This window comes from Paenibacillus sp. J22P218 (assembly GCF_056269195.1).
In genome coordinates this window covers 159,547-184,303 of sequence record NZ_JBWDNL010000009.1, presented here as the reverse complement: position 1 = coordinate 184,303, position 24,757 = coordinate 159,547, and the positions used below count along the sequence as shown (strand labels likewise).

17 protein-coding genes and 1 pseudogene are annotated in these 24,757 nt (G+C 48.1%); 11 read left to right on the top strand and 7 right to left on the bottom strand.

Translation table 11 applies throughout. From position 1 onward, the window contains the following. Nucleotides 1–342 precede the first annotated feature (342 nt). Nucleotides 343–5,538 (top strand): alpha-amylase family glycosyl hydrolase, encoded by a 5,196-nt coding sequence (locus AC0YN0_RS29345; RefSeq protein WP_475824526.1) that lies wholly within the window; start codon nucleotides 343–345, stop codon nucleotides 5,536–5,538. A gap of 54 nt (nucleotides 5,539–5,592) precedes the next feature. On the opposite strand, the gene AC0YN0_RS29340 is transcribed toward AC0YN0_RS29345, so the two are convergent. After that, nucleotides 5,593–6,654, bottom strand: a complete 1,062-nt coding sequence (locus tag AC0YN0_RS29340; RefSeq protein ID WP_475824475.1) for a SepM family pheromone-processing serine protease — start codon at nucleotides 6,652–6,654, stop codon at nucleotides 5,593–5,595. A 210-nt stretch (nucleotides 6,655–6,864) separates the two neighbouring features. On the opposite strand from AC0YN0_RS29340, the gene AC0YN0_RS29335 reads away from it, so the two are divergent. The 6 genes from AC0YN0_RS29335 to AC0YN0_RS29310 all read left to right on the top strand — a co-directional run bounded on the left by AC0YN0_RS29335 (nucleotide 6,865) and on the right by AC0YN0_RS29310 (nucleotide 17,245). Continuing rightward, nucleotides 6,865–7,233 (top strand): GntR family transcriptional regulator, encoded by a 369-nt coding sequence (locus AC0YN0_RS29335; RefSeq protein ID WP_475824474.1) that lies wholly within the window; start codon nucleotides 6,865–6,867, stop codon nucleotides 7,231–7,233. Further along, on the top strand, nucleotides 7,230–8,111 hold the full coding sequence (locus tag AC0YN0_RS29330) for an ATP-binding cassette domain-containing protein (RefSeq protein WP_475824473.1): 882 nt from the start codon (nucleotides 7,230–7,232) through the stop codon (nucleotides 8,109–8,111). Before AC0YN0_RS29335 ends, AC0YN0_RS29330 begins: the two co-directional genes overlap by 4 nt. Continuing rightward, nucleotides 8,108–8,857, top strand: a complete 750-nt coding sequence (locus AC0YN0_RS29325) for a hypothetical protein (RefSeq protein WP_475824472.1) — start codon at nucleotides 8,108–8,110, stop codon at nucleotides 8,855–8,857. The genes AC0YN0_RS29330 and AC0YN0_RS29325 overlap by 4 nt, the downstream gene beginning before the upstream one ends. 139 nt (nucleotides 8,858–8,996) lie before the next feature. After that, the gene (locus tag AC0YN0_RS29320) at nucleotides 8,997–11,978 is read left to right on the top strand and encodes a PD-(D/E)XK nuclease family protein (protein ID WP_475824471.1); all 2,982 of its coding nucleotides are present in this window, start codon (nucleotides 8,997–8,999) and stop codon (nucleotides 11,976–11,978) included. Continuing rightward, nucleotides 11,971–15,210, top strand: a complete 3,240-nt coding sequence (locus AC0YN0_RS29315; protein ID WP_475824470.1) for a UvrD-helicase domain-containing protein — start codon at nucleotides 11,971–11,973, stop codon at nucleotides 15,208–15,210. The genes AC0YN0_RS29320 and AC0YN0_RS29315 overlap by 8 nt, the downstream gene beginning before the upstream one ends. A 106-nt stretch (nucleotides 15,211–15,316) precedes the next feature. Continuing rightward, a complete protein-coding gene (locus AC0YN0_RS29310) occupies nucleotides 15,317–17,245 on the top strand; it encodes an ATP-binding protein (protein ID WP_475824469.1) in 1,929 nt (642 codons plus the stop codon). Between the two features lie 27 nt (nucleotides 17,246–17,272). Here AC0YN0_RS29310 and AC0YN0_RS29305 read toward each other — a convergent pair whose 3' ends face one another. The 4 genes from AC0YN0_RS29305 to AC0YN0_RS29290 all read right to left on the bottom strand — a co-directional run bounded on the left by AC0YN0_RS29305 (nucleotide 17,273) and on the right by AC0YN0_RS29290 (nucleotide 19,302). After that, the gene (locus tag AC0YN0_RS29305) at nucleotides 17,273–17,515 is read right to left on the bottom strand and encodes an NHLP leader peptide family RiPP precursor (protein WP_475824468.1); all 243 of its coding nucleotides are present in this window, start codon (nucleotides 17,513–17,515) and stop codon (nucleotides 17,273–17,275) included. 213 nt (nucleotides 17,516–17,728) lie between these two features. Continuing rightward, nucleotides 17,729–17,971 carry an NHLP leader peptide family RiPP precursor gene (locus tag AC0YN0_RS29300; RefSeq protein WP_475824467.1) on the bottom strand — a complete coding sequence of 81 codons (243 nt, stop codon included), beginning with the start codon at nucleotides 17,969–17,971 and terminating at the stop codon, nucleotides 17,729–17,731. 33 nt (nucleotides 17,972–18,004) lie between these two features. Then, nucleotides 18,005–18,247, bottom strand: a complete 243-nt coding sequence (locus tag AC0YN0_RS29295) for an NHLP leader peptide family RiPP precursor (RefSeq protein WP_475824466.1) — start codon at nucleotides 18,245–18,247, stop codon at nucleotides 18,005–18,007. 110 nt (nucleotides 18,248–18,357) lie between these two features. After that, nucleotides 18,358–19,302, bottom strand: a complete 945-nt coding sequence (locus AC0YN0_RS29290; RefSeq protein WP_475824465.1) for a hypothetical protein — start codon at nucleotides 19,300–19,302, stop codon at nucleotides 18,358–18,360. A gap of 380 nt (nucleotides 19,303–19,682) precedes the next feature. Between AC0YN0_RS29290 and AC0YN0_RS29285 the strand changes: the two genes are divergently transcribed. Further along, the gene (locus tag AC0YN0_RS29285; RefSeq protein ID WP_337101015.1) at nucleotides 19,683–20,249 is read left to right on the top strand and encodes a hypothetical protein; all 567 of its coding nucleotides are present in this window, start codon (nucleotides 19,683–19,685) and stop codon (nucleotides 20,247–20,249) included. 317 nt (nucleotides 20,250–20,566) lie between these two features. Beyond that, nucleotides 20,567–21,646, top strand: coding sequence for a Gfo/Idh/MocA family protein (locus AC0YN0_RS29280; RefSeq protein ID WP_475824464.1), 1,080 nt, complete (start codon nucleotides 20,567–20,569; stop codon nucleotides 21,644–21,646). 92 nt (nucleotides 21,647–21,738) lie between these two features. On the opposite strand, the gene AC0YN0_RS29275 is transcribed toward AC0YN0_RS29280, so the two are convergent. Next, on the bottom strand, nucleotides 21,739–21,993 hold the full coding sequence (locus tag AC0YN0_RS29275) for a YiaA/YiaB family inner membrane protein (RefSeq protein ID WP_475824525.1): 255 nt from the start codon (nucleotides 21,991–21,993) through the stop codon (nucleotides 21,739–21,741). Nucleotides 21,994–22,023: 30 nt separating this feature from the next. Further along, a pseudogene (locus AC0YN0_RS29270) lies at nucleotides 22,024–22,161 on the bottom strand (YiaA/YiaB family inner membrane protein); the annotation flags it as partial. 401 nt (nucleotides 22,162–22,562) lie between these two features. Here AC0YN0_RS29270 and efeO point away from each other — a divergent pair. Further along, nucleotides 22,563–23,420 (top strand): iron uptake system protein EfeO, encoded by an 858-nt coding sequence (gene efeO, locus AC0YN0_RS29265; protein ID WP_475824463.1) that lies wholly within the window; start codon nucleotides 22,563–22,565, stop codon nucleotides 23,418–23,420. A gap of 5 nt (nucleotides 23,421–23,425) precedes the next feature. After that, nucleotides 23,426–24,757 (top strand): iron uptake transporter deferrochelatase/peroxidase subunit, encoded by a 1,332-nt coding sequence (gene efeB, locus AC0YN0_RS29260; RefSeq protein ID WP_475824462.1) that lies wholly within the window; start codon nucleotides 23,426–23,428, stop codon nucleotides 24,755–24,757.

Sequence of the window (24,757 nt, the reverse complement as noted above, 5' to 3'; positions counted from 1 at the left end):
ATGAACAAACGTTTGCACGCTGAAGGAGATAAGTTTTGCTAGAAGAGAATATAAGTCGAAACGATTTGAGCTTTGTGAAAATGATAATTAAAGGAAAACGAAGATAACAAGTGATTGGTTGAAATTGTAAACGGTTACTTTATGAATTTGGCAGATTTCGATAGAATATCACCATTTAATAACAATCCATCTTGTTGTACACTAGCTTCAGGAAATAAAAGCGCTTACTTTATCTTTAGATGGATGAGGTCGGCGTTATTTTTGAGAAGTTGAACAAACGTTTGCACAACTATGGGGGTACATAGGAGTTATCACATGAGGAGGTAAGAGCAGGTGAAACGAATGCTTAAGAAAAGTGCTGCTAGGTTTATGGTGCTGGTCATGTTTGTAAGCGCTATCGCAGGAGCGGCTCCGGCGGTCTACGCGCAAGATCCGCCTGAAGCGCAGGCGCTGCAAAGCCCGGTTATCGGCACGACGTCGGATACGGGGGCTGAGGTTACCTTTTATTTTGATGGAACAGCGAGCGGGATTCCAGGCAAAGAACGTATTGTTGTGAAAGGGGAGTTCAGCGGCTGGAACGAGCGGGAGCTGATTAAGGGCGAGGAAGATATTTGGTCTTATACCTCTGAGCTTCCGGCGGGATGGTATGCCTATGGACTTGCGTCGTATCCAGGAAACACCTGGCATGGAGATCCGCTTAATACGACGATTACTAAGAGTGGCAATCCGGGCGTTGCCGTGCCTGGCATTGTGTTCGATGCTCCGTTCGAGGTACTGACAGAAAGTACGACAACGTTAACCGGGGTCTATTTTACAGGCAATGAGGATCATACGGAGGAGCTTGACTATTCGCTGGTAGCACCTAAGGATGGCGTAACGATTAGTGATGGCACGTTAATCGTAGATGATACGGCCACTACGGGAACGGTGGATGTGATTGGTGAATCGGGCGGCGGCAAGTCGGTCACGCGTACGATTCGAATCGTTGACGAGCTGCTGTCGAGTCCGGTCATTAACGGAGACGGTACGGTAACGTTTAATGTCGTATACGACGGTCCGTCCCTTTACTTGGTAGGCGCGATGAACGGATGGGATATTGAATATGCGATTCCGCTGACGAAGACGGATGGCGTATTCAGTGTAACGATACCGCTTGCTGCCGGCATGTATGAATACAAATTCGTGCCGAATAATGGCAGCTGGACAGGAGATCTGCTGGATTCGCTTAACCCGCTTACGAGCGGAGGCAATTCCAAAGCTGTCGTTCCAGGTCTTATCCTAAATAATCCGAGCGCTATTGAGCAAGGAGCAGAGCTTCAACTTACGGCTAATCTGCAGAGCAGCGACAATACGCCAGCAACGGCCGTAACGCCTGTCTGGAGCTTGGAGCAGCCCGTTGATGGAATATCTATCGTAGGCAATAGTCTAGTTGCAACTGCAGATGCCGAGGCAGGCGGTACGGTCACCGTTGTAGCGGCGTATGATGGCTATATGGAGAAACAAGTTATTTCGATCGTCGAGAAAATGAACACATTCACGATTCATTATTATCGGTTCGATGGCACGGCAAATGATTGGAATCTATGGCTGTGGCCTCAAGGGGTGAACGGCCAAGGGTATTCGTTTACGGATTCGACAGATGAAGGATATGCGACAGGAGCGTACAAGTTCCAACAATCGGAGATTAATGTGATTCCGAGGTTGTCTGTGCAAGGCAATGATTGGTCCCAGCAAGACTCGACCCGCAAAGTAGCGATCCAAAGCGGCAATTCCGTAGAGGCATGGATCGTTGAAGGGATATCGACCGTTTTTTACGAAGAGCCGGTTATTGAAGATTTAATCCCGCTTCAGCGGAAAGTACGGTTCCAATATATTCGTGAGGATGCGGACTACACCGATTGGAACATTTGGACATGGGATACAGGCAAGACGAATGGGACTGTATTGTTCACGAAATTCGAGAATGGCAAGGCCGTTGCCGATATTGCGATTGGCGAGCAGACGAAGCAAATGGGCTTCAAGCTGCGCAAAGGCTTTGATTGGGAGACCGCTGTCATCGATCAGAATTTTGACCGAGTCATTGTTACCGGGACGGAGCCGCTGACGAAGGTCATCGTAACCGGCGGACAAGGCGCTTTCCGCACACTGCCGGCAAGCTCTGCGCCTGTATTGGCGGATGGCGGGGCTACTTTCTACTACAGGGACGATGCGTTGTTCGAGGCTGAAGAGATGCATTTGATCGATGGCGTGAAGCTGAAGATTGGCGATACCGAATACCCGATGGTCTACGATGCGGAAGATGAGAGATTCAGCTATAGGTTAAATGCCCTTACTGAAGGGACGCTTACCTATACGTATCTTGTTACGAAGTATGAGGTTACGACAGAAGTAACGGATCCTCGCAACACGGTAGATGGCGTATCGACGTTGACGTATAAGCGGCCAGCTGTAAGCATGACGTCGGAAGTAGGCCCATCTACGATTTCGTACAATGAAAATGCGGTATTGAAGATAGCGTTGATCGCCGAAGATGATACCCCTATGACGGGTCTCTATGCAGATCTAAGAGCGATTGGCGGCAATGCGGCGACATTCATTGATCCTCAGCTTAATGAGTTGACGATTGCGGTGAAGGACACGGTAACGACCGGTCTGAAGAACATTCCGATTACGGCCATTGATATCTATGGCAACAAGCATGTGCATACCGCCAAAGTACGTGTAGCAACAAGAAAAACGGTTGGCGGAGCAGACGACTTCGATTGGGATGAGGCACGCATTTATTTCATGCTGACGGATCGCTTCTTCAACGGAGATCCATCGAATGATGACCCGAACGGGGAGAACTATGATACGTCGCATCTCGAAACCTATCATGGCGGGGACTTCAAAGGCATTACCGAGAAGCTCGGCTATCTGGATGAGCTCGGTATCAATACGATCTGGATTACGCCGATTGTCGATAATATCGACTTTAACAAGGGCGTCGATTTCGACGGTCAACAGTATGGCTACCATGGCTACTGGGCGAAGGATTTTACATCGATTGACGAGCATCTGGGCGAGCTGGAAGACTTCAAGGAACTGATCGACGCGGCCCATGAGCGCGGTATCAAGATTATGGTGGACGTTGTGCTTAACCATACCGGCTATGGACTGGATACAATAGCAAGCGGATGGTCAGGATTAACGAACTTGCCGACAGCCGAGGAGCGGCAGGTGTTCGCAGGCATGCTGCGCGATGAGGATGAGGATCCTGTCGTTCGCTACTCGTTAGCTGAGCTCCCAGACTTGAAGACCGAGCTTGCTGAAGTGCGCGAGCAGATCGTAGCATGGCAGACGGATTGGATTGAGAAGTCGATGACGGCGAAGGGCAATACGATTGACTACTTCCGCGTCGATACGGTGAAGCATGTCGAGAATACGACGTGGATGGCCTTCAAAAACGCGCTGACGAAGATCAAGCCGGACTTCAAGCTTATTGGTGAAAATTTCGGCGCAAGCGTGAACAACGATGGCGGTTATTTGCGAAGCGGCATGCTCGATTCCGAGCTTGATTTCCAATTCAAGGTCATTGCGCGAGATTTCGTCGATGGCCGAATAAACAGCGTAGAGCAGGAGTTAGCGCAACGCGACGCGTTGATCGACAACACGGCGACCTTCGGCCAATTCCTTAGCAGCCACGACGAGGAGGGATTCCTCATCAGCTTGCTTGTCGATGAGGACAGGCAGAAGTTCCGCGAGGGAACGCTTGAGCCTTCGATGCTCGCGGCTGTGCAGGCTAAGCAGAAGATTGCAGCCTCGCTGCAAATTACGGCCAAGGGCCAACCGGTCATTTATTACGGTGAAGAGCTTGGACAATCGGGCGTGAAGGCTGAAGATATGGGTGCGGGCGACGTGAACGAGAACCGTTACGATCTGAATTGGGACGGTTTGGACGACCCGGCTTACAATCATATTTTCGACCATTATAAGAAAATGCTCAATATCCGCGCGCAATACTCGAAGGTGTTCTCCAAGGGAACGAGAACGCAGGTAGCGGGAAGCGATGAAGCTGGTTTCACGTTGTTCGAGCGGGCGTATAAGGGTCAAAGCGTATACGTGGGCATATCGACCAAGACGGATGAGAAGCAGGTGACGTTCTCCGTACCTTACAAGGCAGGGTCAACGGTTCAGGAGCTATACAGCGGACAGCCGCTAGTGGTTGCGAGCGACAAGACGGTTACTGTGACGCTACCAAGTATATTAGAAGGCGGAACATTCGTTATAGCCGGCCCGGCTAAAGTGTCGGGAGATAATAGCGGTGTTGTGACGGAAGTGCCGGTTGGTTCGACGGTTGAGGTAATCGCTGAGGTAAGCGGAGATGCAGGCTTGCGGACGGCAACGGTGGCAGCCGATCAGCTTGGAGCTGCGATTGATGCGGCCGCGCGCGGCGAAGGCAGGGTGCAGGTCCATATACCTGCGGTCGCTGCTGGGGAAGCAGCGGATGTGCGCATTCCGACAGCGATGCTTGAGAAAGCGCGTGCGGCTGGCGTGGATTTGGAGCTCGTATACGAGGGCATGAAGATTACGATAGCCGCAGGAACTCTAAGCGCGGCCGAGTTAAATGGGGCTGAATATGCGGTTATATCGCGCAGCTTGTTGGAAGAGACAGCGAAAGCGCGCTTGAAATCGGCTATTGCCGCCAAGGACAGCGGTTATGCGGCAATTAGCGAAATCTATAGCTTTGGCGTCACACTCGTCAATAAAGCTGGCGAGACAGCTTACGTGAACAGCTTCGGCGCAGATGTGCAGATCGGCATAACGCTTAGCGCGGATGAGCTGGCGCTCATTACGAATAAGTTGAAGACAGGCGTTTACTACGTGAAGGAAGACGGCACTTTGGAGTTTAAAGGCGGAACGCTAATAGGCAGTATCCTTACGTTTAGCACGGATCATTTCAGTGAGTATGTCATTATGCAATATAACAAGAGCTTCTCGGACGTGAAGGAAGGGTGGGCGAAAGCTTATATCGAGCTGTTGGCTGCCCGCCATATTACGAGCGGAGTCGGTGGAGACCGATTTGATCCGAAGGGAACGGTAACTCGCGGCGGGTTCGCTGCTTTGTTAGGGCGAGCGCTCGGCTTGAAGTCGGCTGCTGCTGTTGGAGGCAAGTTCAGCGACGTGTCTGACGATGCCTACTATGCCGGTTACGTGGAGGAGCTTAACAAGCTTGGTATTATTCAAGGATATGAGGACGGCAGCTTCAAGCCAGATGCGGTCATTTCTCGTGAGCAACTGGCAGCAATGGTCATTCGGGCTTACAACTTTGTAGTTGGATCGGCTTCGCCCGCGGTTTCTGCGGGTGCAGCTGGATTCAAGTTCAAGGATATAAATGAAGCATCACCATACGCAGTCGAAAGCATTGAAGCCGCTTATAAGCTCGGTATCATTAACGGTGTAGGCGATGATCGCTTCGCTCCGAATGCTGCCGCTACCCGCGAGCAAGTCGCGAAAATGCTGATCGAGCTGCTGAACAAGTCAGGCAAGCTCTCGTAATACGTAAAGCCCCGAACCAAGCTCGCAGGAGCTGGGTTCGGGGCTTCTAGTTTTTTATGCCGAGGTATCCAGATGATTTAAGTAATCCAGTGCCTCGTCTAAAGTGCTGACGGGCACTATCGTTATATCGTAGCCCCGCTTCTTGGCTTCGTCCAAAATATCTTTTTCGTTGCTATCGGTCGGTTTCACATCCGCAGGACTGAAGAATAGATCCACGCCAGCTCGCTCGGCTGCGATGATCTTATCGCGAATGCCCCCGATCTGACCGACATGGCCGGCTGTATCGATTGTACCGGTGCCGGCAATCGTTAGGCCATGCGTTAGCTCAGCCGGGTCTAGTTGATCCGCAATTTCGAGGGCGAACATCAATCCTGCCGAAGGTCCGCCTATGTTAGCTACAGTGAATTCGACCTCGATAGGCGGAGTGATCTTGAACTGGTCCTCGGTTACAAGTCCTATTCGCGGATACGCCTTGCTCGATGTCACATCGCTTCCAGGGAGGCCGTAAAGTTCAACATCGAGCTGGAGCTGCTGATCTCCGCGCAGTACGCCTAGCTTGATCGTATCGCCAGGGCTCTTCCCGGCATCCAGTAAAGCAAGCATGTCGTCTAGCTTCGTAATAGGTTTGCTGTCTGCCTCGAAAATAATATCTCCCGGGAACAGAATTCCCTTCGCCTTGGAGCCGGGATAGATCGATTGTACGAAAATGCCCGTATACTCCAGCGGCACATGCTCGCCCGAAGCTTCAAGCGCCGAGACCACTGCGCTATTTTGCGATTGCTTCATCATATGCTCGAGCAGCGCTTTGTATTGTGAAGTCGTAAGGTTGCCTCGAACCTGGCTTGCCTTGCGGACTTCCGTATCCGGGGCGAGCAGCCCATACAGCAGCGTAAAGGTGTTGCTAACCTTGGAGCTGAAGACGGTCGTCAGATTGAAGCTGCCTTCCTTCGAAGACGCACTATTCTCAACCTTCACGTAATCCGCAATGCGCTCAACCGACCCCGGCTGGTACAAGTAATAAGGCAGCGGTATGAACAGCATGCAGGCAAGGAGCAACAGCAGGATGGTGTATATGATTCCGGCTCGGGAGTGCTTGTTATTTGTTTTGTAAACCATTGTTTGCTCCTTCCTTTTTCGATAGGTGTCTATATTCTTATTATCACACAACAGAGAAACGTTTTACAAAGATGATGCAGCTCGTTATTATTCACTAAAACTGCTGTGTTGTATCGGACAAGCTTTGTAGATTCAGGCTTGACATGGAAAAGGTTTGGTTGTATGGTTAGTTACATAACTAATGAACCACATAAGCAAAGAGGTGATAGCGTGTTCGACGACCGTAGCCCCATCTATCAACAAATCGCGGATAAGATCAAAGAAGATATTATAAGCGGCGTTCTGCAAGCAGACGAACAAGTCATGTCTACTAACCAATATGCCTCGTTTTATCGAATTAACCCGGCAACGGCAGCGAAAGGCTTTCAATTGCTTACTGACGAAGGCATTTTGTATAAGAAGAGAGGGATTGGGATGTTCGTAAGCGGAGAGGCAAGACAATCGCTGCTCGCGCAGCGAAGAGATGTGTTCTTCGAGGAAGTTGTAGATAAAATGTTAGTCGAAGCGGATAAGCTTGGCGTGCCGGTGAGCGATATTATTAAACGGATTGAAGCTATGAAGGGGAGGGATGAAGCATGACACTTCGTATAGATGTGAATAAGCTGCATTTGCGGTATGGGAGCTTCACTGCGCTGCACGAGCTGACTTTCAAACTCGACGGTGGCAAAATATACGGCTTGCTCGGGCGCAACGGCTCGGGGAAAACTAGTCTGCTGTCCATTCTCGCCTCCTTCCGCCTCCAAACGGCCGGTTCGGTTGCGATCGGCGGCGAGGCGCCTTTCGAAAACGCGAAAATAATGGAGCAGGTCTGCTTCATTCAAGAAAGCGGCCATATGAGTGACGGATTAAGCGTACGCGACGCACTTGCGCTTGCGGCAAGCTGCTGGCCGAATTGGGATGATGAGTACGCGCGTAAGCTCGTCAAGCTGTACGATCTACCGACGAAGAAGAAGTTTATGGAACTTTCGCGCGGCATGAAGTCGGCTTTGGGCGTTACGATCGGCCTTGCCAGCCGCGCTCCGGTTACGATTTTCGACGAAGCCTACTTGGGGATGGATGCGCCGTCCCGTTACGTGTTCTATGAGCAGCTACTGAACGACTACATGGCTCATCCGCGCACGATTATTATATCCACGCACTTAATAGAAGAAGTGGCATCTCTATTCGAAGAGGTGCTGATTCTTGACCGAGGAAAGCTGATCGCTCACGAAGAGACCGAATCACTGCGGGCGAAGGGAACGGCTGTGACGGGACCGGCTGAACGCGTGGACCGATTCGTGCAGGGGATGACTGTGCTTGGCGAACAGAAGCTAGGCGGCACGAAATCCGTGACGGTGTTCGGAGCGTTAAGCGAGGATGCAAGGGGGCGGGCTATTAATGAGGGACTAGAGCTCGGACCGGTATCGTTGCAGGATTTGTTTGTCCATATGACGAAACGAAGGGGCGATGAGCAATGAATCGGAAGAGAAGGCATCCAGCGATGAACGTTGCGCTTAAATTAATGCATGCGTACCGATGGTCGCTTAGCATCTATTGGGTTATTTTCATATGCATGTATGTGATCATTGAGATTATTAATAATGCTTCAGCGCTTGCCGGCAACGATATTGATGCACAAGCCATATGGGAGGGAGCATCCACCTCACCTCGCATATTTCTACTCGTCATTGGCATTATGTTGACGCCATTATCGATTGCGGGCTTTGTAGCGAATGGCGTGACGAGAAAATATTTTATATGGGGAGCAAGTGGCTTGATTGCGGTATATTCAGCTATCTCGGCGCTCATCATGACACTGGGGTATCCTATTGAGAAATGGATTTACGATCGGTATGATTGGGTGGTCACATATAAAAATCCGCATTTGTTCATCGATGCCTCGCAGCCGTGGTGGATGTTCTTGGAGTACTTTTTCAATTTCATTGCCTACTTCGGCAGCGGCTGGCTAATCGGATCATGCTTCTATCGGTTTAATTGGAAGATCGCAACCGTGTTATGTTTGTTTGCCTTGCTGCCTGTGCTCGCAATGGAAGCAGTGCTTTCCTCCGACTGGGTAGGCTCGCTTTTGCAGTCCACCTTCGATATCGAGCGTGCAAGTATTTTCGTTGTTGTCCTACTCGCGTTATGCGTGATTGCTCTTCTATACGGCGCCGGTTACTTAATGCTTCGTAAGGTGACGATTAAGCGCAAACTCATTTCATAGGGGATTTGAACGAGCAGCTTCTTCAGAAATTATTTCTGAAGAAGCTGTTTTTTTTTTGGAGTTCGTGACACCCTGTTGTCAATTCGAACGTTTATAATTGAGAAAAAGCGGGATGACAGTGGGAGGTAGAAGCATAGCGATGACAGCGGGCCTACAGCTTGAGCAGCTATACGGGTGCATAGGGAGCAATCCGCTCCAAAGGAAAATCTTGCTCGTTCAGAGTCATGCGGAAGGTCACATGCTAATCGAGAGAGTCGTTCGTGATTACGGGGCCGCTTTGCATACGGACATTCGGACGATGACATCATGGGTGCTTCAACTGACTGAATTGACGCTGGCCCAGCATCGCATTCGATATATAGGCCGCGAAGAGGTTTACTGGATTGTTCATAAGCTGCTTGTACAGGCGAACGCTGCGGGAGATGCCTATCTGCGCGGAATTAATATTACCCCGGGTGTCGTGCGTGTATTCGCGGACGGTATTGCAGAACTGCGCGATGCGGGTTTGCAAGCACGCGACGTATGGCCTTCGCACTTCGAATCCAAGGCGAAGGGGGACTGCGTTCAAAGGCTGCTTGATCGCTATGAGCAATATTTAATCGTGCATCGACTTAGCGATTTTGCTGGTCTGTTGCCTCATGTACGCAAGCTGCCAAAGCGTCAAGAGTGGATTGTGACGGGTCCTACTGACGGATGGCCTGCCGTACATCGTGAGATGCTTGAAAGTCTGACTGAGGCTGATCGACTATGTAGGGTTGATCGGGCAATTGGATGGCTGGAAGGCGATAAGTCGTTGCCAATGGCTTCAGTCGCTTTCCGGCATGCAGCCGGACCGCTGGCAGAGGTAAGAGGCGTATTCCGAACGATGGCGCAGAAGCAGGCGGCTTGGGATCAGACAGAAATCATATTGTCTGATGTCGAGGCATTTACCGGCGCGATCTATTCGATCTCACGCTTGTATGGCGTGAAGTGTACGTTCTCTGGAGGTCTGCCGATCTCTTTTTGCAATATCGGTAAAGCGGCAGAGACTTATCTTGGTTTTCTAGAATCGAACTATAACGTCGATTTTATCGTTAAGGCATTGAAGCGGCGAATGATTTCAATTGGGATTGATGATGCGAGTGCTATTTCTTCGGCATCCATTATACGCCAGCTAGAAGGCGCGGGAATCGGCTGGGGTCGCGATCGTTATCAGCTCGCAGCGAAGTTCGCCAAGGGGTATGCTGATCGAAGCAGTAAGATGGATGAAGCTGACGATAGCTTGGAGAGTATGAAGGAGATAGCTGCTATTTGGGGGCAGTTAGACGTTTTCTTCGGTAAGCTGTTCAAAGGGCTGCCTGATACGCCGCATGTAGCGCCTGCCGTTCTCCTTAAGGAATTAATTGCATTTGCGGATAGCTATGCGATCGCTAGGAATGGGGACGATAGGGAAGCGCTCGGCGGAATGAAACAATTGCTGACGTCTATGCAAGGCGCGGGCGACCAGCAGGCCGTGCTGCCGTTTCAACTGGCAATCGCATTCATCAGAGATGGGTTAGGCGGGCTGCGAACTTCTGTAACGTCCATTCATGAGCCGGGAGCGGTGCATGTGACGTCGCTGTCCGATGGGGGACAAAGCGGCCGGGAGCATACGTTCATCGTTGGGATGACAGAGAAGAGCTGGGCGATAAAGAGTCGACAGCATCCCATTCTGCTCGACCTTGAGCGGGAGCGTATAAGCGGAAGCCTGTTGACAAGCGACCTTCGAACGAAGCTTAAGCTTTCTGATAGGAACAGCCGCTTTGGCTTCATGAAGGGGAACTGCTATTGCAGCTACAGCTCCTATGATATAACGGGGAACAAGGAGCAATACCCGGCGTTCGAGCTTCTGCAGATCTACCGGTTGTTTAGCGGCGAGAGGGAAGCAGATTATGATTCGCTGCATCAATATATGGGCGAGCTGGATCGTTATTTCGGATCTTACGCAGCCCCATATTCTTTGGACGGTATAGATGCGATGCTGACACATCTGATTGCGCCGAACGGTCAGCTCAGAGATGGGGAGGAAGCGCTGCTGCGACTATACCCTAACTTGGCTGACGGGGCTCGCGCTAATGCAGCGAGACAGACAGGGCTGTCGTTGTCGGCATACGACGGTATGATTAACACAGCAGGCGGCGAGGCCATCGCAGCATATAACGAGGCAAGACCGCATTTGAGTGCAAGCCGGCTAGAGCTGTTCGCTCGTTGTCCTCTTCAATACTTTTATCAAGAGGTGTTAGGAATCCGTACGAGTCGGGTATTCGAGTTCGATCGCTCGCAATGGCTCGATGCGATGCAGAGGGGAACTCTCCTTCACGCCATCTATGATCGTTACTTGCAGGCAGCTTCTTCTGGGGGGCTGGCAGAGGGGATGTCTACGCCAAAGCATGATAGATTGCTTCTTGCGCGCATAACAGATGAGACACTTCTTGAATATGCAGAGCTAATCCCGGCACCAAGCACTTCGGTGTATAACAAGGAGTGCGAAAGTATTCGGCAGGATACCGAAATTTTCTATGCGAGTGAGCTTGAACGATCCTCGATGCCGATATGGTTCGAGCTTCCGCTTCATGAGGACGGTGAGCCTCTGCAGGTAGAATTGTCAGAAGGATTGCGGATGCCTGTCAAAGGGTTCATCGATAGGGTCGATCAGATCGCTCCGCATCAATATAAGATTTACGACTATAAGACAGGAAGCCCGAAGAAGTACAAGGAAGACGTGTACTTCGCAGGAGGCACGCAGGTGCAGCTAGCTTTGTACGGCGTAGCCGCACAACAATTGCTGCGGCAATCAGGACTGGATAAGGACGCTGTTGTCGTCACCTCCTCCTATTATTTTCCGACGGTCAAGGGCTTGGGAGAGGAAGCGATTCGTGAACAAACCGACAACCGTAGAGAGGAACTATCGACGCTCGTCAGCTCTGTCATAGAAGCAATCAGCCAAGGCGTGTTTCCGCCTACCGATAACCCTGAACATTGCAAGTGGTGCGATTATCGTGAGGTATGCGGGAATCATGCGGTAGTATTCAAGGATAAGAGGCTGCATGAGGCGAATGAAGAGCGCCTAAGATCGATTACGGAGGTGAACGGTCATGCTTAAGCAGCAGGTGGATGACGATGGTCGCGCACGCGAGCGTATAGCTAGCGACCTGGACGTTAATATGCTCATTGAGGCGGGTGCCGGATCAGGGAAGACGACATCTGTTGTCGGCCGCATGCTTGCGCTCATCAAGTCAGGCAGCGCTGAAGTGCAACAGATTGCTGCAATAACGTTCACGAACAAGGCGGCATCGGAGCTAGCCAGCCGCTTCCGTATGAGGCTGGAGCAGGAGCTGCGAGCAAGCAAGGATGAAGCGGAGAAGCAACGGCTGGAGCAGGCAATGGTTCGACTTCACGAGGGATTTATCGGTACCATTCACGCCTTTTGCGGGAAGCTGCTTCGGGAGCGGCCGATCGAAGCGAAGCTTGATCCCTCCTTCCGAGAGATGGAGCAGGAGGAGGACCAACAGTTCAGAGACGACTGCTGGGACGATTATTTGGTTATGCTGCGGGAGCAAGGGAATGAGCGGTTAATCGATGAGCTCGCTGAGCACTTGATTCATGTAGAGGATTTGCGCGCTGCTTATCATCGCGTGTCTCAATACGAGGATATTCACATTCATGTTCAGCCTGTACGGCGACCGGACTTTGATCTAATTCGTCTCTCTCTATTCCCCCTGCTGGATGAGGCGTACCAACATATCCCTTCTAACGCACCGGTCGGCGGTTATGATGAGCTTCAGAAGCTAATCCAGCAAGCAACCAAGTTACGATTGCTCAGCTCAATGGATCAAGAAATGAACGTATTGACGCTCGCCAAGCAGTTTGATAAGGAGCTCAAGATTACGCAAAAGAAGTGGCATGACAAGGATACGGCGAAGATGCTGCTGGGGCAATTCCATGATTGGCAGATCAAAGTGCTGTGGCCATTTCTTGGCCGCTGGAGATCGTATATGCACCCGAAGCTCATCTCCTTCGTTCAACCGGCTGTGAAGTATTGCGGGGAGAGACGCGCTGCCGAAGGAAAGCTGAACTTTCAGGACTTGCTGATGCAGACCTCTGCCTTGTTGCGTGAGCATAACGAGGTGCGGGTGTACTTTGCGGCAAGATATACACGGTTGTTCGTGGACGAATTCCAAGATACCGATCCCATCCAAGCGGAGATGATGCTTCTACTAACAGGAAGCGATCCGAAGGAGTCGGATTGGAGACGTCAGTTGCCCCGTCCCGGCTCCTTATTCATTGTCGGCGATCCGAAGCAGTCAATCTATCGGTTCCGGAGAGCAGATATATCAACCTATAACTTCGTGAAGGAAAGAGTAGCCTTGAGCGGAGAGGTGCTGCAGCTAACGCGCAATTTCCGTTCCGTACAAAGTATTGGCAACTATGTGAACTATGCGTTCGAGAGCAAGTTCGCCAAGGTCCAGCAGCCCTCCGATAGTCAGGCTGCCTTCGCTCCAATGCTAACGCAGTTGCCTAATCCAAAGGGCAAAGGGGCGGCTCATGGCGTATACACAATTACGATTCCGAAGGTTGATTATGACCGCAAAGCGGTTATAGCGGAGGAAGACGCTGACCGTATCGCTAGATATATTGCAAGAGCTTGTAATGGAGAGCTTACCATTCAAGAGAAGGATAGTGCCGGAAATCCGCTGTTGCGGCCTGCAGTCCCAGGCGACTTCATGATTTTACTGAAGCATAAGCAGTTTATTAATCTATACGCATCGAAGCTAGAGCAATACGGAGTGGCTGCCTATACTTCGGGCAGCGAGGTTCTCTATGAAGAAATCTATATGCTATATCAGCTTGTGCAGGCAGTCGGTGATAGCTCGAACCGCATTCCGCTGCTAGCCGTCTTGAGAGGCATGTTGTATGGCGTGAGTGACAACAGCTTGTACCATTTTCGCAAGGAAGCGGGCTCGATCTCGATCTACACGAAGGCTGTGGAAGATCAGTTAAGTGATGATGCAAAGCCGGTTCTAGCTGCTTTGCTTAAGCTGCGTGAATATACTGTAGTTGTTCGCGAACTGCCTGCGTTAGCAGCATTGACCCATATTGTTCATGATCTAGGATTGTTGCCGCTATCTGCAATAGGCCAGACAGGTGCACTGCGAAGCGGCACGCTTCTTAAGCTGCTTGAGACGGTAAGAGCTGATTCGGAGACAGCATCGGATTGGAGTTCACTGACAAGCTACCTGCAGAGGGTAACGGAATCGCGCGGAATCGAAGGAACGAGCTTATTCGCAGGCAGCGGAGAAGCAGTGCGGATTATGAATGTGCACCGCGCGAAGGGACTTGAAGCTCCGGTCGTCTTTCTCGCATCGCCTTGCGGGGACAATAGCCACGACGCGAAGGAGCATATTGATCGGCTGTCTGAGCCTCCTCAAGGCTACTTCACGATATCTCGTCCGAAGGACAGCAATCATATGGAAGTAATCGGTGAACCGGTAGAGTGGGAACGGCTTTCCGAGCGTGAGCGGACGTTCATGCATGCCGAGACTGACCGCCTATTGTATGTAGCTGCGACGAGGGCGAAACAGCTGCTTATTATAAGCCGATATCCTGTACGTCCTGCCATCGATCCATGGAGTTTACTTGGCAGTTCGCTTAGCGGTCAGCAAGAGCTGGAAGATGAACCTTTCATGCCTGTTACTGCTCCTTCACTTGTATCCAGTCCTGGTGAAGATGTAGTGGGAGCTGTCGCCAATTGGCAAGCGTATGCTGCTGTCGCGTCAGAGGCGACTTATGAAGTAACGAGTGTTACTTCGCTTGCCAAAGGAGAAGACGCAGGTTCTCTGCCTAGGCCTACAGATGGCGGGGGCATGGCATTTGGTAGCACGGTTCACCGCTGCTTACAAGCGCTTGGTGAAGGACTCCAGGATGAGCTGCTGCCAGATTACTGCGAGCTCGTTGCCGAGCAAGAGGGGCTTAAGCTGGAATGGCGCGGACGTGCAATGGCAGCTATTGAAAGAGTAATCGCCAGTGACCTGTGGAAACGCAGTGAGCGAGCTATTCAAAGGCACTTCGAATATTCATTCATGATTAAGCGGCAGCAAGACGGCCGGGAGAGGCTGATCCGTGGAGTAATTGATCTTGTCTTCGAGGAACTAGATGGATGGGTTATTGTGGATTTTAAGACAGACCAGTTCGCTTTAGAGAATGAGAGGCAATTTGTCGAATTTTATCGAAACCAAGTGAAGGCCTATGAGACCGAATGGACGGAAACCTTCGGCTTTACGGCCAAGGAAGCGGGACTTTACTTCATTCATCATGACAAATACGTGGAGCTATAATTAAATATTTTTCATAAATTAAGGAATTGCTAGAAGGTCATTGCCGAAGATTGTCGAACTCTAGTAGAGAAGTAGCAATCTATTATCGACTTTCTGAGGTGTATGTATGAAGGGTTTGCTCAAATATACTGTATTTATCGCATTCGTGTTCGCAATATTCTTATCCATTCTAGTTCAACCGACCCATGCGCAAGCCAACTCAGAAGACAACGACACCATCTACATTAACGAATGGGAAATGAAATGGGAAACCAACCCCGACGCTACGATCGAGGACATTATGTCCGAAGAACAGGCGGAGGGGTGGTTTCCTGTTTCCTATGGTGATGACTTGCCGGAAAAACCGAGTGGTGTTTACGATGCTTGGTTAAGAATTAGCTTACCAAAATTTGAATTAGTCAGACCTACATTGTTTATAAATAGGCTAGTTGCAAAAAATGTTGCTATTTACAGCGATAAAAAATTGATTTATCAGTTTGAAAGGAATTATTCATATAATAAAAATGAAATTTTGTTACCTGTAGTTCCTGAGGAAGCAAGCAAAGTTGTATATATAAAGGTAGAGTCAGATGCAGCAAGCCTCGGTTTGACAGATCAGTTTGTAATTGGCGAATATACAAAACTAAACCGTGAATATATGCGAATTGGTATTTTAGATGTAATTTTAGGGGCAGCGTTAGTTTTTATTTCAATTGCAATGTTTATAAGTATATTTTTTGTAAACAAGTCACATCTTGTTGGCTGGAACTCTCTAAGTACACTTATTTTATCAATTGGGTTAATGATTATTACACATTCTCCTTACATTCATATGGGCACAGGAGGATTAGGAGAGTTATGTTTTTATCTTTTTGATGTTGCTTCAACGTTGCTTATGCCTTCTCTATTCTTTTTCTTCGAGAAGGTTTTTGGAAAAGGACCATTTAACGCAATCATTATTTTTAGAAAAATCCAAGTAGTACTTGCAGTATTGAATATTATCCTTTTTCTCTTAGGGTTTATATCAAATGGCATAAGAGACTGGTATTTGGTTATAGGAATGATAGGGTTTGGTGGCTTTATTCTATTGAGTTGTGTACTTTTAATCATTTTAATGATTGTATATTGTAAACAAGGAAACAGAGATGCAATTATTCTTTCCATAGGTTCTTGTCTATTCACGGCAGTAGGTGCCGCTGAGGTTGTTAAGTTTTTTGCAGTTGGAAGCGGCTCGTACTTGTACATTTGGAAATGGGGGATACTCTTCTTCCTTGCAGCATTGATGATTATTTTAGTTAGAAAGATTATGTTGAATTATGAACAAGTAGTTGAATATTCAAAGCAGCTAGAAGTATTTAATAATGAACTTCAACGATCAGAGAAAATGGAAATGATCAGTCAGTTGGCTGCTTCAGTTGCTCATGAGGTTCGCAATCCATTACAAGTTACTAGAGGTTTCCTGCAGTTACTTGGGCAGAAATCAGAGAATGATAAGGACAAAGGATATATGAGGCTGGCAATCGATGAATTGGACAGAGCTTCAGAAATCATTACAGACTTTTTGACCTTTGCAAAACCACAACTTGAAAAGACGTATATTCTAAATTTAACTGATGAACTCTACCAAATAGAAGGTATTTTAAGACCACTGGTAACCATGCAGGGTGGAGTAATTAGAGTTTCTGCTGCTCCAAACCTTTACATAAAGGGGAATTCATCGAAATTCAAGCAAGCTTTAATGAATATAATAAAAAATAGTATTGAGGCTCTAGGTTCTGAAGGCGTAATAGAAATATCTTCTGAGTGCAATGAAAATTCAAATGAAATAGTTATCAAAATAAGAGATAACGGTGAGGGAATAGATGAAGAGGATTTAAAAAGATTAGGTGAACCATACTACTCTAAGAAAACTAAAGGAACGGGTCTTGGTTTAATGGTCACATTTCGAATAATTGAACTTATGGATGGAAAGTTGAAATATTATAGTACAAAGGGGAGTGGAACTGAAGCAGTAATTCATTTGCCCAAAATAAAACAAGTAACGCCGAGTATATAAATTGCACTCGGCGTTGTTTAGTGATTATTAATTCCACATAGGGAATTCCACGTTTTCATCTGAAGTAACACTTTTCGGATTTTGTGGGAGGATAAAGTATTTTTTTGAAGAAGTTTCTTCTACTACTTCAACTTCGAATGAATCTGGAATTTCTGATCCGAAGGCTTCTTTGACCGCTGCTTTAGGATCGGCTAGTAGTTTCTTTTTAAACTCTTCGTCTTCCCAAGCTTTTTGAATAATTTGATCTTGCAAGGACTTATCTGCGGACATACTGATCACCCTTCCGAATATGTATAAGATTTCCACGACTATATTACCATGAAAATAGGACAAAATCCACAAAAATAATCGAAACTTCGACAAATCAATATTTCTTACGAACTGACTTTTTGGATTTAAAATAGTAAAAAGCACTATACCGTCTGAAAAGGTATAGTGCTTAATGTTTAAATGAAATTTTTAGTTAATGTATTCTATCTATTATTAGTACCATGCAGGAAATTCTGTAGGTTCTTTCTTGGAGTCCTCTGCAGGACTAGCGGGAATAACTAAGAAGAATTTACTAGATGTCTCTTTTAGCGCTTCGATTTCAAAAGAATCAGGAAATTCCACTCCGAATGCTTCTTGAATAGCAGCCTTCGGATTCTCAAATAATCGCTGCTTGAAAGCTTCATCTTCCCAAACTTTGGAGATGATTTGTTCCTTTAATGCGAGGTCAGTTGACATAGCAATCTTCCTTTCTGTATGTAGTATGAAATATTAATACCATGCTGGAAATTCATTAGGCTCTTTCTTTGAACCCTCTGCTGGACTTGGAGGAATAACTAAAAAGAATTTACTAGAAGTCTCTTTCAACGCTTCGATTTCAAAAGAATCAGGGAATTCCACACCGAACTCTTCTTGAATGGCAGCCTTCGGATTTTCAAACAATCGCTGTTTGAAAGCTTCATCCTCCCAAACTTTGGAGATGATTCGTTCTTTTAATGCGAGATCAGTTGACATAGTAATATTCCTCCTCTTAATTGGTTACATCTACCATGTGAGTTTATCATTAATATACCAATAAATCTACAATAACCGACAAACATACAAATAATATAAGAAAAATCGATTTAGTTCTTGCTATGTGTCATAAAAAAGTGATGTAAACCGCCCTTTTTCATCATATCCCGATTGTTTTTTATCGTCTCTGCCGTCTGATTTAAATGCATTAATATGTAATTATTGAAATCTATTAATTCTGGGATGTGAGTAGCGAGAAGGAGTATTCTAGTATGCATCTCTTGAGCGACCGAGACATATTTATTCATGCAGCATCGTACATAAATGTGGGTATTTATTGCTTCTTCTGTTAATGTACTGCCGGGCTGAAGTTCTGAAAGATCAGACTCAATCAATGCTATTAAACTGTTATAGCTGCCTTCATGAATGTCCTTCTTCCAATCAACCCAATCATCGGCCATTTGCAAGGTCATGAGAGCAATGTCCACAGCCTCTTCTGTAGTTGGAATTAGTTCTTCCTTCCCGCCTAATAGAAGCAGTCCTGTACTTGCAATTTTTATCGGACCTGCTTTATGAGCAATTTGAATAGGATTATTTACAAAATAATTATGGGCGGATTCATTAACGACGCTATCTGCCCATACATTAATATATTGATCGAAGTAGTCCCAAAAAGGTGAATGAGAAGGGAATAATTTGCGCAGCATCCGAAGCATCTCATTATAAAGCAGAGTAGCAAGAGCCAACTTTTCCTTCACATCACTGGATGGTCCATCGTCCATGACATCGTCCTGGATAAAGAAATAGAGCATTAAATAAATATTAGTGAGAGCGAATTGATCGCATTGCTCATCGGATACACCCGCGACGTCTTTCATCCAAAAAGGAAGCAGGGTACAAATGTAATCTTGTCCCTTGTCACGTTTTAATGGATGATATCTGTTCGAAAAGGATGCTCCAATTTCTCCTATTGGTGCAGGAAACTGAGCAATGTTTTTCTGAGCGACATCAAATATAAGCCCAAGACGATCCCTATAGTCGGTATACCAATTCATTTTATCTTCCTCCGTGTTCTTCAAATTTGTCTTAAGCAAAATAATAAAAAAAATGTAAATGCATATGTATAAACAAGAGTAAATCATTTCCTTTCTACTATATCAATATTTGCCAATATGCGACAGCATTCTACACGAAAAAGAGAGTACGGAAATAGGTGAACTGCCAGTTGAGGAAATAGGGTTTTTCCAGTAAAATAGAGACAGGCTTTCCAATTGAAACGTTTGCTAACGCAAGTCCGCCGATGTTATCGAATGACACTGACAAAACTGGACTAAGGTCGAGGGTGCTTCTATTACCTGAGCAGGTTTAGGATTTGTTGCTCCTGCATTAAAGTTAATACCAGGATAAGAGTTCTTTAATGTGGAGGTTGTACGGCATGAATAGAGATTATGAAATTTACGTACTATTGACGGATACAGGCACGTTATTTACGAAGACCATTAAGCTATTTACAAGGGATCCTTTGAATCATGCCTCTCTAGCATTTGACAGCAACTTGAACGAGGTATATAGTTTCGGTAGGAAAAATCCGAACAATCCTTTTTTTGCCGGATTCGTGAAAGAAGATGTGCGGGGAGATTTCTTCGAACAGACGACCTGCGCATTATATAAATGTACGATTAGCCAGCACGCCTATCAAAGCATTCGCACGCAGATCAGCGTCATGGAGCAGAACCGGGATCAGTACAAGTACAATCTGCTTGGAATGTTCGGCGTCATGTTCAATATTGAGATGAAGAGGGAATATGCTTACTTCTGTTCCCAATTCGTAGCTTCCGTCTTCGAGCAAGGCGGCGTCAATCTGGTCAACAAATCGCCGCTGCTCGTTACCCCGGGCGACTTGGTCAATACGCCATTACTGGAACTTGTATATCACGGCAAGCTGCATAACTATACAGGCTGCCAGCAACGGCAGGCTGCCGCAACCTTTAGAACCGCATGACGAAGACCTCTGTCCATGAGGTCTTTTTTTTCTGTTAACCCACCTTGATTGTGCTGTAGAAGCTGCTCGGTTACGGACTCGGGTGACGCTAATGAGTTAAAACGACACTGGTGACGGATTTAACGGACCGAGGAGACTCTAACTGCCTCGAACAGGTGTCCAAAATTTCAAAAGCGTGCTAATAGAGTCTCTGGAGTCCGTAACGGAATGATATCGGCCAAAATTAAGCTAGTAAGGTCTATGGAGTCCGTAATAGTAAATAAAATCAAATTCGAATGGGTTGGAACTACATTTACATGATAAGCGGAGGTATAAATATGTCTTTGATTACGTTCGGAATTGTTGGAGCTGGCTGGAGGGCTGAATTTTATTTGCGAATCGCACAGGCGCTTCCGCAGCAGTTCCGTGTACATACCATGCTCGTTAGAGACAAGGAAAAGGCGCTGGCTATGGAGAAAAAATGGGGCGTACGTACGGTAAGCACGGTCCAGCAATTCGCAGCACTGGCGAAACCGCATATCCAGTTTGCTGTTGTTTCCGTTCCCCGTACGGCTGCGCCAGCCATTACCCTAGAACTTGCGGCAGAACATATACCGGTGCTGGCGGAGACGCCTCCCGCTTCCGATCTTCAATCGCTCACGGCTCTCTTCGAATCCTTACCGCAATCCGCTAAGGTTCAGGTAGCGGAGCAGTATTTATACCAGCCGATGCATGCCGCGCGAATTACGCTTGCCCGCTCAGGGAAGCTTGGCGAAGTGAATCATGTACAAGTATCGGCAGCCCACGATTATCATGGAATCAGCTTGATTAGGCAATTGCTCGGAGTTAACTTCGAGCAAGCAATCATCCGAGGCGAGAGATTCACGGCTCCATTGATAAGAAGCGGAGGCAGAGAAGGGGACCCTGCGGATGGCGAGATCATCTCGTCTGAACAGACCATTGCCACAATTCGCTTTGGGGACAAGCTTGGGGTGTATGATTTTACGAGGGAGCAATATTTCTCATGGGTTCGTCGTGACCGCATTCTCGTTCGCGGCAGTCATGGCGAGATTGTTGGCGCAGAAGCGGCCTATATGGTTGATTATGCGACGCCAGTCTATTCAGAGCTTCGACGGATAGATACGGGGCATAATGGCAATCTAGAAGGTTACTTTCATCGCGGCATCACGAACGGGGAAGAGTGGCTTTATCGCAATCCGTTCGCGCCGGCTAGACTAACCGATGATGAGATCGCGATTGCCACATCCTTGCTGCATATGGGCGAATATGCCCTTGATGAACGGCCTTCCTTTTATAGCTTAGCTGAAGCTTCACAAGATCATTATTTGGCCCTAATGATGCAGCAGGCAATCGCAACGGGGGAGACGGTGAAGACACAGCCTCAAATATGGTCTTAGGCAAGTATGTCAAACAGTTTCAACTTGTAATAAAAAAGCGGCGCTGCCCACCCAAGGTGAATTCACTCTGGTGGACAGCGCCGCTTTTTATGCTAAGCCTGGTATTCGTCTATTAGATTCATATGAGCTTTGTCTTCCTCGTTGTCTCTGATCGTCTTCTGAAGCACGAGGCAGGCAACGATAAGGAATGCGCCGGCGATTGCATAGTAGCCTTTCACATAGAGCGGCTCTTCCAAGTTGAATATGCCGATATATTGAGCGAGAATGGCGATGATGAAGCCTGCCCAAGCCAGGAACGAGAACGCCGACGTATTTCTGTTTCTGTGGTATGGATTTTGCTCCTTCAGAAATTTATCCTCGTCATTGTCGCGGGCAACCTTTTGGAGCAGGAACGAAGTTATGATGAGCAGAACTCCGGTTACTGCGTAATAACCTTGCACGGATAGGGTCTGATTAAGCGTGTAGATGCCGATGAATTCGAATCCGCAGGCGATTATGAATGCGCCCCATGCCATGAATGTGTAAGTCGGCGTATTGCGGCGGCGGTAGAAGTTGTTAGCTGGCTTGCGGATATGATTGCCGTTTGCAGTTGCATTTGCATTTGTGTTTACGTTATTGTTAGCGTTCATTTGAAAAGATTCCATTTGGTTAGCCTCCCGGATAGTTGCTTATTCGTTCAAACTTGCTTGCTTCGATATCTGTATTATCCCAACATATTCCTCTACCCGATAGTACCAACTTCCTATAGTACCGTTTCAGTCTGGGGCGCATCGTTCATCAACATTGTTGAATGGAAGATGCGCGTAAAAATGACGAAAGTTCATAAATCATCAATTGACAATGATTATCAACCGCGATTATACTTTGGCTTAGTGCTAAAGTAATTTATTCGTTTGAATAAGAGGAGATCAATAGAATGAAGATGAAGTTAGTTGCTTTTCTATGTGCTTGCACGCTAGTCATGGCAGGCTGCGGAGCGAACGGAGAAGAGAACAATGAAACGGTGAATGCGGGTGCAGAGAATGGCGGCAGCACGGAGGCAGCCGATGCAAGCTGGGAGCCAATCTTGAACAGCTATCGCACATTCACGATAGAGCAGGCGGATACTTTTATTATCGAGACGGAGAAATTCGTTAACGCCGTGAAAGGCGGAGACCTTGAGCTTGCCAAGTCGTTGTATGCTCCGACGCGGATGTACTTCGAACGGATCGAACCCATTGCCGAAGCGCTTGGCGATCTCGATCCTAATATTGACGCTCGCGAGAACGACGTCGAGGAGAAGGACTGGCGTGGATTCCACCGTATCGAGCAAGCATTGTGGGCGAACAACACGACAGACGGCATGACGGAGTATGCTGATCGTCTGCTTGAAGATACGAAGCTGCTGCGTGCGCTTATGGAAACCGTCGAGGTTGAGCCAAGCTTGCTGTTAACCGGTGCGGTTGAGCTGCTTAACGAAGTGTCTTCTTCTAAAGTAACAGGCGAAGAAGAAAGATATTCGCATACGGATTTGTACGACTTCGCTGCTAACGTTGAAGGCGCGAGAAAGATCTACGATCTTGTGAAGCCGGAGCTTAACAAGAAGGATGCGGCGCTAGAGGAATCTATCGGCAAAGCGTTCACGGAGCTGGAACAAGCGCTGACGGAATACAAATCAGGTGATGGCTATGTTTCGTATGAAGCTCTAAAAGAAGAAGATACGAAGAAACTGAGCCAACTGATCGATGCTCTTGCTGAGCCGTTGTCGCAGATGGGCACGATTTTGGAGGCATAGTTCATATGGATGAAAAGAAGCATCCTGACCAACCAGATAAGCAGCAAGTGGATAACGTCAAACAGGATGGCATGCTGAAAAAGCCCATAAGCCGAAGAGACTTGCTGCGTATGGCGGGCGTAGGAGGCGCTGGACTTCTATTCGGCGCATCGGGCATGGGGGGCGTGTGGGCGGCTGCCGAGAAGAGCGTCTCAGCTAGCGTTGTTAAGGAAACGGGCAAGTCGAACAATGGCGATTCCGTTGATTTCTACGGCAAGCATCAGGCGGGCATTACCACGCCGGCACAAGACTTTCTCGTATTCGCAGCGTTCGATTTGACGACGGATTCGCTGGCCGACGTGAAGAAGCTGTTCCAAACATGGACGAAAGCATCCGCAGCAATGGCTGAGGGGCATATGATCGGCGAAGCGAATGACAATGTGAATATGCCTCCTTCCGATACGGGGGAGGCGGCAGGCTTAACGCCATCACGTACAACGATAACGTTCGGCGTAGGTGCTTCCTTTTTCGATTCACGATACGGGCTGGCTGCGAAGAAACCAGCGCCGCTTGCAGATCTTCCGCCTTTCGGAGGGGATGAACTGCGTGAGGAATGGTCGGGCGGAGACATTGGCGTGCAAGTGAACGCGAATGACCTGCAGATCGCCTTCCACGCGATTCGCAATCTGGCAAGACTAGCTAGAGGCAAGGCAGTCCTTCGCTGGACGCAGGAAGGCTTCCAAAGAACAGGTGGTGCAGATCCGTCTGGCGCTACGCCGCGTAATTTGATGGGGTTCAAGGATGGCACGAACAATCCCGACACGAGCGATGATTCGGTAATGAACAAGGTTGTATGGGCTAGTGCTTCTGACGGTAGTGGCTGGATGGAAGGCGGCACCTATATGGTCGTGCGGCGTATCCGAATTCGCGTTGAAGTATGGGATCGCTCCACGCTTGGCGATCAAGAGGCAACCTTCGGTCGGCATCGTGCAAGCGGAGCGCCGCTTGGCGGCTCGCAGGAGCATGACGCGCCAGACTTCGATAAGCTCGATGAGAAAGGCAAGCCCGTTATTCCGGTCAACGCGCATATGAGGCTTGCTCGCGGTGACGGTTCAATACAAATATTAAGACGTTCCTATTCGTATTCCAGCGGCATGGATCACAAGATGGGGCAGCTCGATGCAGGTTTGTTATTCATCTGCTTCAATCGCGATACGAGCAAGCAGTTCACGCCAATGCAAAAAAAACTGGGGCAGAACGACCTGCTGAACGAATATATCGTTCATGTCGGAAGCGCACAGTTTGCTTGTTTCCCCGGGGTTCGCGAAGGCGGGTATATCGGTGAAACGCTATTCTAA

Coding starts and splice junctions, on each gene's coding strand:
- efeO (WP_475824463.1), top strand. CDS start 22,563: ATGAAGATGAAGTTAGTTGCTTTTCTATGTGCTTGCACGCTAGTCATG.
- AC0YN0_RS29305 (WP_475824468.1), bottom strand. CDS start 17,515: ATGTCCGCAGATAAGTCCTTGCAAGATCAAATTATTCAAAAAGCTTGG.
- AC0YN0_RS29330 (WP_475824473.1), top strand. CDS start 7,230: ATGACACTTCGTATAGATGTGAATAAGCTGCATTTGCGGTATGGGAGC.
- AC0YN0_RS29325 (WP_475824472.1), top strand. CDS start 8,108: ATGAATCGGAAGAGAAGGCATCCAGCGATGAACGTTGCGCTTAAATTA.
- AC0YN0_RS29285 (WP_337101015.1), top strand. CDS start 19,683: ATGAATAGAGATTATGAAATTTACGTACTATTGACGGATACAGGCACG.
- efeB (WP_475824462.1), top strand. CDS start 23,426: ATGGATGAAAAGAAGCATCCTGACCAACCAGATAAGCAGCAAGTGGAT.
- AC0YN0_RS29315 (WP_475824470.1), top strand. CDS start 11,971: ATGCTTAAGCAGCAGGTGGATGACGATGGTCGCGCACGCGAGCGTATA.
- AC0YN0_RS29310 (WP_475824469.1), top strand. CDS start 15,317: ATGAAGGGTTTGCTCAAATATACTGTATTTATCGCATTCGTGTTCGCA.
- AC0YN0_RS29320 (WP_475824471.1), top strand. CDS start 8,997: ATGACAGCGGGCCTACAGCTTGAGCAGCTATACGGGTGCATAGGGAGC.
- AC0YN0_RS29280 (WP_475824464.1), top strand. CDS start 20,567: ATGTCTTTGATTACGTTCGGAATTGTTGGAGCTGGCTGGAGGGCTGAA.
- AC0YN0_RS29340 (WP_475824475.1), bottom strand. CDS start 6,654: ATGGTTTACAAAACAAATAACAAGCACTCCCGAGCCGGAATCATATAC.
- AC0YN0_RS29345 (WP_475824526.1), top strand. CDS start 343: ATGCTTAAGAAAAGTGCTGCTAGGTTTATGGTGCTGGTCATGTTTGTA.
- AC0YN0_RS29295 (WP_475824466.1), bottom strand. CDS start 18,247: ATGTCAACTGATCTCGCATTAAAAGAACGAATCATCTCCAAAGTTTGG.
- AC0YN0_RS29300 (WP_475824467.1), bottom strand. CDS start 17,971: ATGTCAACTGACCTCGCATTAAAGGAACAAATCATCTCCAAAGTTTGG.
- AC0YN0_RS29290 (WP_475824465.1), bottom strand. CDS start 19,302: ATGAATTGGTATACCGACTATAGGGATCGTCTTGGGCTTATATTTGAT.